The 12,566-nt window shown below is 42.4% G+C and carries 14 protein-coding genes; 11 read left to right on the forward strand and 3 right to left on the reverse strand.

Annotated elements, in window-relative coordinates:
• Positions 1-81: 81 nt before the first annotated feature.
• Complete coding sequence (locus tag HMPREF3022_RS08580; RefSeq protein ID WP_070765478.1) at positions 82-702, forward strand: TetR/AcrR family transcriptional regulator; 621 nt, start codon at positions 82-84, stop codon at positions 700-702.
• 91 nt (positions 703-793) lie between these two features.
• Here HMPREF3022_RS08580 and ttcA read toward each other — a convergent pair whose 3' ends face one another.
• The gene (gene ttcA, locus HMPREF3022_RS08585; protein ID WP_049333792.1) at positions 794-1,753 is read right to left on the reverse strand and encodes a tRNA 2-thiocytidine(32) synthetase TtcA; all 960 of its coding nucleotides are present in this window, start codon (positions 1,751-1,753) and stop codon (positions 794-796) included.
• A 128-nt stretch (positions 1,754-1,881) separates the two neighbouring features.
• Positions 1,882-2,235 carry a RidA family protein gene (locus HMPREF3022_RS08590; RefSeq protein WP_049333795.1) on the reverse strand — a complete coding sequence of 118 codons (354 nt, stop codon included), beginning with the start codon at positions 2,233-2,235 and terminating at the stop codon, positions 1,882-1,884.
• A gap of 99 nt (positions 2,236-2,334) precedes the next feature.
• Between HMPREF3022_RS08590 and HMPREF3022_RS08595 the strand changes: the two genes are divergently transcribed.
• The 5 genes from HMPREF3022_RS08595 to hemB all read left to right on the forward strand — a co-directional run bounded on the left by HMPREF3022_RS08595 (position 2,335) and on the right by hemB (position 6,204).
• Positions 2,335-2,820, forward strand: a complete 486-nt coding sequence (locus HMPREF3022_RS08595; RefSeq protein WP_049333797.1) for an aminoacyl-tRNA deacylase — start codon at positions 2,335-2,337, stop codon at positions 2,818-2,820.
• 15 nt (positions 2,821-2,835) lie between these two features.
• The gene (locus HMPREF3022_RS08600; protein WP_004519715.1) at positions 2,836-3,423 is read left to right on the forward strand and encodes a DnaJ domain-containing protein; all 588 of its coding nucleotides are present in this window, start codon (positions 2,836-2,838) and stop codon (positions 3,421-3,423) included.
• 3 nt (positions 3,424-3,426) lie between these two features.
• Positions 3,427-4,299 carry a DMT family transporter gene (locus HMPREF3022_RS08605; protein WP_049344792.1) on the forward strand — a complete coding sequence of 291 codons (873 nt, stop codon included), beginning with the start codon at positions 3,427-3,429 and terminating at the stop codon, positions 4,297-4,299.
• A 160-nt stretch (positions 4,300-4,459) separates the two neighbouring features.
• Positions 4,460-5,170 carry a DUF6973 domain-containing protein gene (locus HMPREF3022_RS08610; protein WP_070765479.1) on the forward strand — a complete coding sequence of 237 codons (711 nt, stop codon included), beginning with the start codon at positions 4,460-4,462 and terminating at the stop codon, positions 5,168-5,170.
• A gap of 32 nt (positions 5,171-5,202) precedes the next feature.
• The gene (gene hemB / locus HMPREF3022_RS08615; RefSeq protein WP_049333805.1) at positions 5,203-6,204 is read left to right on the forward strand and encodes a porphobilinogen synthase; all 1,002 of its coding nucleotides are present in this window, start codon (positions 5,203-5,205) and stop codon (positions 6,202-6,204) included.
• Between the two features lie 193 nt (positions 6,205-6,397).
• Here hemB and HMPREF3022_RS08620 read toward each other — a convergent pair whose 3' ends face one another.
• Positions 6,398-6,928 carry a hypothetical protein gene (locus HMPREF3022_RS08620; RefSeq protein ID WP_049333807.1) on the reverse strand — a complete coding sequence of 177 codons (531 nt, stop codon included), beginning with the start codon at positions 6,926-6,928 and terminating at the stop codon, positions 6,398-6,400.
• A gap of 419 nt (positions 6,929-7,347) precedes the next feature.
• Between HMPREF3022_RS08620 and HMPREF3022_RS08625 the strand changes: the two genes are divergently transcribed.
• The 5 genes from HMPREF3022_RS08625 to HMPREF3022_RS08645 all read left to right on the forward strand — a co-directional run.
• Positions 7,348-7,995: a heteromeric transposase endonuclease subunit TnsA gene (locus HMPREF3022_RS08625; protein ID WP_070765480.1), complete on the forward strand. Its 648-nt coding sequence runs from the start codon at positions 7,348-7,350 to the stop codon at positions 7,993-7,995.
• The gene (locus HMPREF3022_RS08630) at positions 7,992-9,854 is read left to right on the forward strand and encodes a Mu transposase C-terminal domain-containing protein (protein WP_070765481.1); all 1,863 of its coding nucleotides are present in this window, start codon (positions 7,992-7,994) and stop codon (positions 9,852-9,854) included. The genes HMPREF3022_RS08625 and HMPREF3022_RS08630 overlap by 4 nt, the downstream gene beginning before the upstream one ends.
• Positions 9,851-10,744, forward strand: coding sequence for a TniB family NTP-binding protein (locus HMPREF3022_RS08635; RefSeq protein ID WP_070765482.1), 894 nt, complete (start codon positions 9,851-9,853; stop codon positions 10,742-10,744). Before HMPREF3022_RS08630 ends, HMPREF3022_RS08635 begins: the two co-directional genes overlap by 4 nt.
• Positions 10,741-11,766, forward strand: a complete 1,026-nt coding sequence (locus HMPREF3022_RS08640; protein WP_070765483.1) for a TniQ family protein — start codon at positions 10,741-10,743, stop codon at positions 11,764-11,766. Before HMPREF3022_RS08635 ends, HMPREF3022_RS08640 begins: the two co-directional genes overlap by 4 nt.
• Before the next feature lie 60 nt (positions 11,767-11,826).
• On the forward strand, positions 11,827-12,566 hold a 740-nt coding region (locus HMPREF3022_RS08645; RefSeq protein WP_070765484.1), incomplete at its 3' end, for a DNA cytosine methyltransferase.

Consider the following 12,566-nt stretch of genomic DNA (forward strand, 5'->3'; position numbering starts at 1 on the left):
AAGAGGCCGTCTGAAACGCCGCCATATTGCCATTGCCGCCGTGGGGAAATATGATGAGTATCCGACTTGCGGATAACTTTAATGAAAACCCTTTATGAACAAAATCAAAACCTTCTTACCGTCATGACTGCCAGTAAACAACAAACCATCGCCGACACCGCCCGCCGTCTGTTCCGCGAACACGGCTTTTCCGCCGTATCCGTAGGCAGCATCTGCGCCGAGGCCGCCGTCAGCCGCGTTACCTTTTACAAATATTACAGCGGCAAAAACGCGCTCTTGCAGGAAATCGTTACCGAACAGAAAAACCGCGTCCGAGCCGAATTTGAGGCGCTACTTGAACGGCAATGCAGCCTGCGCGAAGCCGCCGAGGCTGTGTTTACCCTGCAAAAACAATCGTTTGAAGAACTTTATTCCGCCGCTTTCCTGCGCGACATCGAAGAAAACACCGATTTGGAGCTGGAGCGGTTTTTTCATGAATTGAATGAAGAAAAATACGCCTTTATGCGCGGCTTCTTCCACACCCTACAACAACGCCGCCTGATCCAGCCCGATTTGCCGGTGGAACTCATCGACCTGTTCATCCGTCAGGCGGATATATTGATGCGCCATCCGCAACTGGCCGCGCTTTATGCCGCCGCGCCGCAAAAGCTGCCGCAAGACGTATTGGGATTGCTGCTGCACGGTTTGTCAGGGAAAGAATAGATAAAAAAGAATAGAAGAAATTTCAAATATGAATATTCAGACGGCCTTTCAGTAAATAGCTACCGAAAGGCCGTCTGAAAATTAAATAGAATTATAAACCGCAGGTTTTAGGTTTGTTTGCCAGAATATTGATGACTTTGCGTTCGGCTTTTTGTGGTTCGATTTTGATTTCGCTTTTGTCTTCTTCGCTGCCGTCGGAGAAACGTTCCGGCATTTTTTCGCTGTCAAACGCCAAGTCGCCGCCGTGTTTCAGGCTTTGACCGCGTTCCAAGCCGACAAAGTCGAAAAGTTCGGTATCGGCCAAATGTGACGGAACGACGTTTTGCAGGGCTGAGAACATAGACTCGATACGGCCGGGGAAACGTTTGTCCCAATCGCGCAGCATGTCGCCGATGACTTGGCGTTGCAGGTTGGGCTGAGAGCCGCAGAGGTTGCATGGAATAATTGGGAATTGCTTCAGCTCGGCATATTTGATCAAGTCCTTCTCTTTGACATACGCCAGAGGACGGATGACGATGTGTTCGCCGTTGTCGCTGACTAGTTTGGGCGGCATGGCTTTGAGTTTGCCGCCGTAAAACATATTCAGGAACATGGTGGCAAGGATGTCGTCGCGGTGGTGTCCCAAGGCGATTTTGGTGCAGCCCAATTCTTTTGCGGTGCGGTAGAGGATGCCGCGGCGCAGGCGGCTGCACAGCGAACAAGTCGTTTTGCCTTCGTCCAATACGCGTTTAACGGTGGAGTAGGTGTCTTCTTCAACGATTTTGTAGGGAACGCCGATGCTTTCGAGATAGGTCGGCAATACTTCTTCAGGGAAGCCCGGCTGTTTTTGGTCGAGATTGACGGCGACCAGTTCAAAATCAATCGGCGCACTGGCTTGAAGCTGGCGCAGAATGTCTAAAAGGGCGTAGCTGTCTTTGCCGCCGGAAAGGCAGACCATGATTTTGTCGCCTGGCTCAATCATGTTGAAATCGTTAATAGCATCGCCGACGGCGTGGCGCAGGCGTTTGCTGAGTTTGTTGTTTTCTAATTCTTGCTTGGTTTTTTTGGACATGGCTGTTTGTGCTTTGAAATAATAGAAAAATTTAAGGGCGGTATTGTACCGCAAAAGAATAAAGGCCGTCTGAAAAACTGCGCTTGCTTGATTGAAGCGGCGTTTTCAGACGGCCTGATATTTGTGCTTTATTTGATTTGAAGGGCAGTAATTTTGATTTCAACCTTCCAGTTGGGCGAAGCCAGTTTCGCCTCCACGCAGGCGCGGGCGGGAGCGCGCTCAGGGGCTGCCCATGCGTCCCAGGCTTCGTTCATGGCGGCGTAGTCGTTCATATCGGGCAGATAGATGGTGGCCTCCAAAATATGGGCTTTGTCGGATTGGCATTGTGCGAGCCATGAATCGATTTGTGCCAAAACATTTTCAGTTTGCGCTTTGGCATCGGCTTCAGGATTTTCGGGAACCATGCCGGAGAGGAAAACCAAGCCGTTGGCCACGACGGCTTCCGAATAGCGTTTGCTTGTGCCAAGATAGCGGATGTCCATGTTGTCTCCTGATTTCAAAAAGAAGGTATGGTAACATTGCAGTTGTTTACGTTCCACATTTAAGAGAGGCCGTCTGAAAAGGATGGCGGAAAACAACCCATGAGTAAAGCAGAATATCCGGTTACGCAGGCAGTACGCTTTTTACGCAGTAAGAAAATTGATTTTGTCCCTTATGTTTACGCGTATGAAGAACACGGCGGTACGGCACGTTTTGCCGAATGTGCGGGCAAGCCCGAGCATCAAGTCATCAAAACGATCGTCTTGCAGGATGAGCATAAAAAAGGCTTGGTTGTTTTAATGCATGGCGACAAACATATTTCCACCCGCAATCTGGCGCGCGAACTGGGCTTGAAACACATCGAGCCGGCAACGGCGGATCAGGCGGCGAAATGGACGGGCTATTTGGTCGGCGGAACATCGCCATTCGGTATGAAAACCGTGTTGCCAGTTTATGTGGAAGAAAGCATTTGGGCTTTGGACGAGATTTTTATCAATGGCGGCAAACGTGGGTTTATCGTAGGCATGAAGCCTGAAAACCTGCGGACGCTCAATCCGCAAGATGTTCATGTTGCAGTGGACGCGTAAAGGAGGGGAATATAGATGGAACAAGTGAATTTATACGAAATCTTGGGTGTATCTCAGGATGCGGATATCAACGTTATCCGCGAGGCTTATGGCAAATTGGTGGCCAATCCGGATATTCAAAAAGATGCGGAGCGGTTTAAAGCCATCGGACAGGCATTTGAAGTATTGTCTCATCCGGAAAAACGTCTGGCTTATGATGCGGCTATGCAGTACGAGCGTCAGGAAGCCAAAGACAACAGCTTCAATAATACGGCGACAAATGTGGTCAACACGCCCAGCTCTGACGTAAAAAACTATGTTTTTATTGCTTATGTTACATATGCTGTGGGCTTATTGATTTTGTTTACCCCCGTTGTCGGTGTGATTATGGCGTATGTTAAACGCGATGAGGCTCAAGGCAGTATTTACGCCAGTCATATCGATTATTTGATTAAGACATTTTGGGTGTCTTTAGTGGGTACGGTTTTGGGAACTTTTACTACACTGATCTTAATTGGTTGGCTGATTTTATTGGTAACTGCCATTTGGTTTATTTACCGTGTAGTCGTCGGACTGATTAAACTGAATGAAGATAAGCCTGTTTCCAATCAAGGATGGTTTTAAAGCATGGCATATTTATTGGCAAGTATCGTTTGCAGCGTGTTGGTGTCTGTCTTGCTGAAAGTGGCGCGCAAGCAAAAAATCAATATCGAGCAGGCGGTGGCGGTGAATTATATCGTTGCCGTCACTTTGACCATGCTGGTGTTAAAACCCGATTTGAGCAATCCGCAGGTATTTTTACCGACGTGGTGGCTTTTTGCGGCCTTGGGCATATTGCTGCCAAGCGTGTTTGTCATTATGGGCAAATCCGTAGATGCGGCAGGTATCGTCAAATCGGACGCGGCACAACGCTTATCGCTGTTTCTGCCGATTGTCGCTTCATTCACGCTTTTCCATGAGCAGTTGACCGAAGGCCGTCTGATCGGTTTGGTATTGGCATTTACGGCACTGTTTTTCTTGCTTTGGAAAAGCGATGGCGGCAAGAAATCCGGCGGCTTCAGCACGCAAGTAATGCTGCTTTTGAGCGTCTGGTGCGGCTACGGCGTCATCGATATTTTGTTCAAACAAGTGGCGAAAAGCGGTACCGCTTTTGCCGGTAATTTGCTGGTGGCGTTTTGTTTGGCCGGTATCTTGATGTTTGGCTACCTGTTTGCCAAAGGAAGCAAATGGACCAAAGAGGGCATAGTGGGCGGTATGATTTTGGGCTGTCTGAACTTTTTGAATATTGTTACCTACATCTCGGCACACCAAATCATGAAGGATAATCCAACCTTGGTCTTTGCCGGTATGAATATTGGCGTGATTGTTTTGGGTACGCTGATCGGTGCGGCAATATTTAAGGAAAAAATCAGCAGCATTAATGCAGCCGGTATCAGTATTGCTATTTGCTCGATAGCCTGCCTGTTTTATTGGCCGCAGATTCGCAGCTTACTGGGTTAAAAATACTCAGGCCGTCTGAAAGTTTTCAGACGGCCTTATTTTTATTATAAAATAGCCATTCATGCGCTGATTTGGCCGTGTGGAAATTATTTTGCGCTTACGGGCGTTTCTATGTTAAACAAAGAAGTTGAACTCACACAATAATATCGATAGTTACATCATGAAACATATTAAAAAACACATTCAATGCGCCGTTTTCGGCATGCTGGTATTGTCCGGTTGCCAATCGTATCAGGAAGATCAAAGCCGCCGCAGTAAAATGGCTCAATTCGCGCTTAACCATCCCGTGGCCGCCCAAGTTATCGGGATGGAAGACGAAGGCTTAATCAATATGACCAGTAATGCCACACGCTTTGCCGAGCGTACAGGTTTGGACGACAAAGCAAACGGCGACAGCAGGGGAACACAGGTCAATGCCGTACGCCAAGCATTGTGGCAGGCGGCGATTGCTTCTAAATTCGACAGCATTATTGCAGAAAAAGCAGGTAATGCGCGTCTGACGGATATGGAGTTGCGAGAAGGTAAAGACGACTACTTCAGCCGCTACCTTGCCGACCAGGCAGTCGATCAACGTAATAACCGTATCGGCCGCAGTATCGGCAGTGCCAAACCCGACAGCGATATGAAGACGCTGGCGGCAAGCATTTTGTTCTACTACAACAAAGTAGGCTTATGGACGGCTTCCGAAGTGAACAACCGTTGGCGCATCAAACAGGAAAAACTTTCAGACGGCCAGTATGCCGAGGCATTGAAAAATATCGCCAAATTGGATCAAAACGGTATGGCCGAACAGGAACGTAATAGTTATAAAACCGGTACGCTCAGCGAAATCAAACGTTCGGTCAAAGCCATACGTCAAGTCGAAGACTGATTTTAAGACTTCATTATTGAAAGGCAATTGTTATGAATTTCCCTCCGCGTTATGTCTCAAACACCCGTATGCGCCGTATGCGTAAAGATGATTTTTCACGTCGTCTGATGCGCGAGCATACTTTGACAGCAGATGATTTGATCTATCCGGTTTTTGTATTGGAAGGCCAGAATCAGGAAGAGGCAGTCCCATCCATGCCGGGTGTCAAACGCCAAAGTTTGGACAAATTGTTGTTTACCGCTGAAGAAGCACTGAAGCTTGACATTCCTATGCTGGCTTTGTTTCCCGTGGTAACGCAAAACAAAACCGAGTTTGCGGAGGAAGCTTATAACCCTGAAGGCTTGGTGCCGACAGTAGTACGAACCCTGCGCGAGAAATTCCCAGAGCTGGGTATCATGACCGACGTTGCCTTGGATCCTTATACCATTCACGGCCAAGATGGTTTAACCGATGAAAATGGCTATGTCCTCAATGATGAAACCATTGAAGTTTTGGTAAAGCAGGCTTTGTGTCATGCTGATGCGGGCGCACAAGTCATTGCCCCATCAGATATGATGGACGGACGTATCCTTGCTATCCGCGAAGCCTTAGAAGATGCAGGACATATCCATACGCGCATCATGGCATATTCGGCAAAATATGCTTCAGCATTCTACGGCCCGTTCCGCGACGCCGTCGGTAGCTCCGGCAATTTGGGTAAAGCAGACAAGAAAACCTACCAAATGGATCCTGCAAACACTAACGAAGCCTTGCACGAAGTAGCATTGGATATTCAAGAGGGCGCAGACATGGTAATGGTAAAACCGGGTCTGCCGTATCTGGATGTCGTCCGCCGAGTTAAAGACGAGTTCGGCGTACCGACTTATGCTTACCAAGTTTCCGGCGAATATGCCATGCTTCAGGCAGCCATTCAAAACGGTTGGCTGGATGGCGAAAAAACCATTTTGGAAAGCTTATTGGCATTCAAACGCGCCGGTGCCGATGGTATTTTGACTTACTATGCGATTGAAGCGGCAAAATTGTTGAAGAAGTAAAATAAAGAAATAAATTAAAAAGCGGCAAACAGTGTTTATCCTGTTTAGCCGCTTTTTTGTATTACTTAAGATTGGCTCAATCATTATATTTCAGACGGCCTTGATACGGAAAAATGTATAGTTATTAATAGATTAATTGAAATCTAAGTTACTGAATTTCAAATTATGCAATTTTGAAATTTATGGTTTGTTTTTAATAATATCGTCTGATACTTAAGACTTCCAATACGTTTTCAAGCAACGGCATGGTAACGAACGACAGTATTAATGAAGATACGATGCTTATCAGAATAATCTTATTTAAAAATTGAGCATATTGAGTTTTTGTAAAAGCCAAAGCCACAGCAATAATGAAATACAGTAATGTCATGAAAGGTGGGAATGCCAAGTAGTAAAAAGCAGCACCGCATATCACGCCGGATAGGACGATTTTGCTTAATTTGGACAGTTTCTCAAACTCAAGAGGAACGATAACTATTGAAAGCACAAATGGTTTAAAAAATAGATAATTCATTTGTGTAAATAGTGGATCAAATGCCCAATATTCTTTTATGCGGACGTATTTCAAAAAAATAAAGGTATGTAGGAATATAGATAGTAATACACCATAGAAAATAACTTGTTTTCCAAGCTGCTTCTTAGAGTAGAATCCAGCAAGCCTGATAAAGGCAATGACAGCTGCAACTAAGCATAGACCCATTAGGAGGAAAAGGATAAATCCCATTTTTTTCTCAATTTGTTATAAATATCGGTGGATTGAATTTTTAGTTTTCTTTAGAGCACGACTAAGGTTTATTTTTTGAAAATCTAAAAAAAATCGTATTGTTATTTATGGTCAAACAAAGGCCGTCTGAAAAAATAGTTCCCTGATTTTTCAGACGGCCTTATATGATTTAAACCTTAGTGGTGGCTGCAACCGCTGTGAATTCCAACGTTGTTTGCGACTAGAATATGCAAAATCTTATACTTCTAATAACGTTATTTGCGACTGAAAACAAAAATTTTGCATTAAGATTTGAAAATAATATTGTTATTTGAGACTAAATTATAAGAAAGCTAATTGAGTTTGGGTTATTGATAAAGGGCATTAACTCATTAAGATTGTCTTCCTTTTAATCCTTTTTCTACTACACATATAAAACTATGCCAATCCGTAAAATTCCTAAAAACTATCGAAATATTACAGGCATCGCTCCATATAACAAAGCTATAGGCATTGCAGCTTATGAGTCATCTTTGGAGCGTGATTTTTTAACTCTGCTGGAATTTGATTCTAATGTGCAGCATTTCGAAGTACAGCCTATCACGATTGAGTGGTTTGACCCAGCAGGAAAGAAGCATATCTATACCCCTGATGTTTTGGTTCATTATCAAAATGATGTAATTATTTACGAAGTAAAATATCGTAGCGATTTACGTAAAAACTGGTGTGAACTCAAACCTAAATTTCAGGCTGCCTTACATTTTTGCAAATTACACGGTTGGCATTTTAAACTGATTACAGAGTTAGAGATTCATACTGATTATTTATGCAATGTACGCTTTTTATTGCCATATCAACAAAATGGCTTATCTGGCGAATACAGCGAAGCATATATGACTTTATTGGATGAATCGTTACGCGAATTGAAAAAATCCACACCTAAACAGCTTATTCAACAGACTTTTCAGGATGAATACAATCAAGCAAAATTATTGCCTGTATTGTGGTACTTAATTGCAGAACGAAAAATTGGCGCAGATTTAAATCAACCACTCACTATGCAATCCGCTATATGGTTTAAAAAATGAAAGCAACTTTAAATGTGAATGTCGGTGCAATGGTTTTGTTTCAAAACAAAATCTGTGTAATTACAGCAGTCCTGGATTTAGAAACATATCAGTTACGCGATAGTGTAACCGGTGCAGATTACCAAGCAAAATTAGCGGATCTATCAACAGTCCAGAGTGCTGAATTAACCCACTTAGATAGTATTCCTGAGCAAAAATGGCAATTAGCTCAACAACATTTCGATGTAATTGAGCCACTTATCCGAAATCCAAAACGTAGTAAATCTGATGTTCAAGCGAGAGCTGCCGAATGCGGTGTACATATCAGTACGGTTTATCGCTGGTTAAAAAGTTATAAGGAAAGCGGCGTTCTGACTGCTTTAACACGTAAGCAGCGTAGTGATAGTGGTAAAACACAGCTTTCTGATGATGTAGAACAGCTTATCAGGCAAGTATTGGAAGTGGATTATTTAAGCACACAACGTAAATCAATACAGAAAATAATTAGAGAAATTACACGGCGTTGCCATAAACAAAATTTACCAGCTCCTCATGCTAATACCATTCGTTCTCGAATCAAAAATATTGCGCCTCAAATTAAAATTGCTAAACGGCTAAGCCATAAAGCAGCAGAAATGAAATTTTCTCCTTTACAAGGTAGCTTTCCAAATGCCGATTATCCGCTTTCAGTGGTACAAATAGATCATACAAAGTTAGACATTATTTTAGTTGACGATATATATCGTAAGCCTATTGGTAGGCCGTGGATTACGCTGGCGATTGATGTGTTCAGCCGAATGGTTACAGGATTTTATGTGTCATTCGATCCACCAAGTGCATTATCTACAGGTTTGTGTTTAGCACATAGTATTTTGTCTAAGGAAAGCTGGTTGGCAAAACATGGAGTGAAAGGGCGGTGGCCTGTGTGGGGTTTGCCACGCAAAATTCATTTGGATAATGCAAAAGAATTCCGTGGCAAAGTGCTGGAAAAGGCGTGTAAACAATACGGTATTGAAATTGAGTGGAGGCCTGTGGCACGTCCTCATTTCGGAGGACACATTGAGCGTTTACTAGGTACGATTTTGGATGAAGTCCACGGTTTAACTGGTACTACTTTTGCAAATACACAACAGAGAAAAGATTATGCTTCCGAAAGCAAGGCGGCATTAACGCTAACTGAATTTGAAACGTGGTTAACACTATTTATTTGTGATGTTTATCATCAGCGTACTCATTCTGGATTGGGGATCTCACCGTTAGCCAAATGGAAATCAGGTGTATTAGGAGATGATGTTTCTTTAGGAACAGGATTACCTGATAAAGTGGTTGATGAGACACTATTGCGCTTGACCTTTATGCCGTTTGAAATGCGAACGGTGCAGCAATATGGGGTAGTTATCCATAAAATCACTTATTGGCATGACGTTTTACGACCATGGATTGCAGCAACTAATCCGACTAATCCTAGACAGGCTCGCCAGTTCATTTTTCGCATAGATCCACGTGATTTAAGCGTGATTTGGTTTTATGACCCAGATTTATTGATGTATTTTCCAATACCTTATCGGAACAGTTCGAATCCGGTTATCAGCATTTGGGAGCTACGAGAGATTCAGAGACAATTAAAAAATGAGCAGAAACAGAATATTGATGAGAACATGATTTTCGCAGCATACGGACGAATGCGAGAATTGGAAAAGCAAGCTCAAGGTAAGACTAAAGCTATCCGTCGCGCTCAACAACGTCGCCAATTAGATCAACGTACTCGAGCATCTTTACCTATGCCTCAAATTGATTCGAGGAATATTATATTGTCTGAAAATGAGGAAAATATGTTTGATGATATTCAACCTTTTGATGATTTGGACGATTTATCATGAATTATCCTCACCTTTCTCCCAAAGCAGAAGAACAACTAAAGTATAGTGATATTGAGCGCATCGAATACATACGTTCCCCGCGTTGGATAGGTTATCCGCAGGCTCAACAGGTTTTGGTAAAACTGGAAGATTTGCTAAGTTTCCCGAAACAAAACCGTATGCCTAATATGTTGTTGGTTGGTGATACTAATAACGGTAAAACCATGTTGATTAAACATTTTTTGCGGCAACATCCAGCCCATGATAATCCACATGGAAATGGTATTATCGCACCAGTAGTGATTATTCAAGCACCACCTATACCTGATGAAAGCCGTTTTTACAATGCTATTTTAGATTTACTGTTTGCCCCCTATAAAACTCATGACAGGACAGATAAAAAACTTGCCCAAGTGCTTCATTTGCTCAAATACGTTAATACTAAAATGTTGATTATTGATGAAATCCACCATATCCTTTCCGGTAGTTTGAATAAGCAGAAAACGTTTTTAAATGTAATTAAATACTTAGGAAATGAATTACAAATTCCGATTGTAGGTGTAGGTATTAAAGACGCATATCGAGCCATTCAAACTGATGCACAGTTGGCCAACCGTTTTGAACCTGCGGTGCTTCCTCGTTGGGAATTAAATAAGGATTTTATGCGTTTATTGATGAGCTTTGAACGGATGCTGCCGCTTAGTCAGCCGTCGGATTTACATGAAATTTCGTTGGCTACAAAGTTATATGGCATGAGTGAAGGATATATTGGAGAGCTTTCTCGTTTGCTGACACAAGCTGCTGTAGCCGCCATTCAACAACAAACTGAATGTATTAACGAAACAATCTTAAATTCAATCAACTGGATTAGTCCAAGCCAACGTAAACGTCAATTGGATAAACTCAGATGATTTTACCCGCTCATCCGAAACCTTATCCTGATGAATTGTTTACATCATGGTTGGTTCGCTTAGCACATGCAAACGGGTTGAAAGTACAAACCTTCTGTCATTTGCTATTTCCTAATTATGAGATATGGAATAGGGATATAGATCGCCATACTCCTGACTGGTTGGTCAATACATTGGCTGAAAAAACAGGCTGTTCAACCATTCGAATCAAAACAACCACATTAGATAGCCTACAAGGTCGATTATTTGACAAAAACAATTTTTCAGGACAATTGACGTGGATAAACAGCCTTAAAGCCAATCACCGTAAACGCGATAATAATGCTATTGTTTATTGCCCGCTATGTCTAGCTACTGACCATGAAACATATTTCCGAAAATCATGGCGCATAGCCCTATATACATTTTGTCCAATACATCAAATCATGATGCATGATTGCTGTCCTAAATGTGGTATATATATTGCTTTTCACCGACAAGATTTAGGTAAACCTAATTTGCAGCGCTTTACAGAGTTGAAATATTGTTGGAATTGTCAATATGACTTGAGCAACAGTCCTTGTGAGAATGTTATTTTCTTTAATGATGAAATCAGGCTGCAATGGCAAAATTGGTTAAACCAAATTGCTAATCTTGATTATCTTTTTAACCAATCTGAAAAAGAACAACTAAAAATTCTGCATCACTTTTTGGCGATTACTACATCAAAGAAGCTTGCACCGGATTTGTACTCTTATTTGTGCAAGCAAATACATCAGATTCCAGTTCAATTAGAACGTTCTCGTCGACTGAGTTGGGAAAGTCGCAGTTTGGCGGAACGACACAGTACTATTCATGCTTGTTTGTGGTTAATACAAAATTTTCCAAAAAATCTATTTAAAGCATGGCAAGATAAAGCCGTCCGTTATAACCATTTATTGAAGGATTTTAATGATTGCCCCCAAAGTTTTCAGGAAATAATTTTAAAAATGAATAGAAACGTTCATAAGGAACTGTACTATTCAGAGCTTATATACTATTAAAAGCTCGACTCCAATCAAAGTTAAGGATATAATCCTTATATCAAAAATATGAGTTGAAAAATGAAAATTGAAGCAGTAGATTTATTTTGTGGAGCAGGTGGGTTGACAGCAGGTTTACTTCGAGCAGGAATTAAAGTGAAAGCTGGATATGATATTGATGCAGCTTGTGCATATGCGTACGAGTATAACAATAAAGGTGCAAAATTTATATTACAAGATGTGGAAACAGTTACTGGAGATCAGATTCAGGCGCACTATTCAAAAGATGCAGTTAGATTATTAGCTGGTTGTGCTCCTTGTCAGCCATTTTCTACTTACAATCAAGGTCGTGATGTTCGTAATGACAAAAAATGGCCATTACTATACGCTTTTTCTCGCTTGATTCATGAAGTGCAACCAGAGCTTGTGACTATGGAGAATGTGCCAGATGTTGTAAAACATGAGGTATACCAAGATTTTGTAAATAATTTAAAACAACAGGGATACCAAGTTTGGGCTGAAAAAGTATTATGTGCAGATTATGGAGTCCCTCAATCACGACGTAGACACGTATTACTTGCATCACGTATCGGTAATATTCAGATGGTTCCTCCAACGCATTCAAATTGCCATGTAACAGTTCGTCAGGCTATTGGACACTTGCCGCCACTGGCAGCAGGCAAACAAGATACTATAGATGTATTACATCGGTGTTCATCAATGTCAGCTCGTAATCTAGAACGGATTCGTGCTTCTCGTCCAGGAGGAACATGGATGGATTGGCCAGAAGATTTACGAGCCGCATGTCATCGCAAAAAAAA

This window comes from Neisseria sp. HMSC065C04 (assembly GCF_001815375.1).
Lineage (GTDB): Bacteria > Pseudomonadota > Gammaproteobacteria > Burkholderiales > Neisseriaceae > Neisseria > Neisseria flavescens_D.

What these genes read in the sequence shown, in the direction of transcription:
- HMPREF3022_RS08605 (WP_049344792.1), top strand. Translation starts at nt 3,427, where the DNA reads ATGGCATATTTATTGGCAAGTATCGTTTGCAGCGTGTTGGTGTCTGTC.
- ttcA (WP_049333792.1), bottom strand. Translation starts at nt 1,753, where the DNA reads ATGTCCAAAAAAACCAAGCAAGAATTAGAAAACAACAAACTCAGCAAA.
- HMPREF3022_RS08635 (WP_070765482.1), top strand. Translation starts at nt 9,851, where the DNA reads ATGAATTATCCTCACCTTTCTCCCAAAGCAGAAGAACAACTAAAGTAT.
- HMPREF3022_RS08610 (WP_070765479.1), top strand. Translation starts at nt 4,460, where the DNA reads ATGAAACATATTAAAAAACACATTCAATGCGCCGTTTTCGGCATGCTG.
- HMPREF3022_RS08590 (WP_049333795.1), bottom strand. Translation starts at nt 2,235, where the DNA reads ATGGACATCCGCTATCTTGGCACAAGCAAACGCTATTCGGAAGCCGTC.
- HMPREF3022_RS08600 (WP_004519715.1), top strand. Translation starts at nt 2,836, where the DNA reads ATGGAACAAGTGAATTTATACGAAATCTTGGGTGTATCTCAGGATGCG.
- HMPREF3022_RS08640 (WP_070765483.1), top strand. Translation starts at nt 10,741, where the DNA reads ATGATTTTACCCGCTCATCCGAAACCTTATCCTGATGAATTGTTTACA.
- HMPREF3022_RS08630 (WP_070765481.1), top strand. Translation starts at nt 7,992, where the DNA reads ATGAAAGCAACTTTAAATGTGAATGTCGGTGCAATGGTTTTGTTTCAA.
- hemB (WP_049333805.1), top strand. Translation starts at nt 5,203, where the DNA reads ATGAATTTCCCTCCGCGTTATGTCTCAAACACCCGTATGCGCCGTATG.
- HMPREF3022_RS08595 (WP_049333797.1), top strand. Translation starts at nt 2,335, where the DNA reads ATGAGTAAAGCAGAATATCCGGTTACGCAGGCAGTACGCTTTTTACGC.
- HMPREF3022_RS08580 (WP_070765478.1), top strand. Translation starts at nt 82, where the DNA reads ATGAAAACCCTTTATGAACAAAATCAAAACCTTCTTACCGTCATGACT.
- HMPREF3022_RS08620 (WP_049333807.1), bottom strand. Translation starts at nt 6,928, where the DNA reads ATGGGATTTATCCTTTTCCTCCTAATGGGTCTATGCTTAGTTGCAGCT.
- HMPREF3022_RS08625 (WP_070765480.1), top strand. Translation starts at nt 7,348, where the DNA reads ATGCCAATCCGTAAAATTCCTAAAAACTATCGAAATATTACAGGCATC.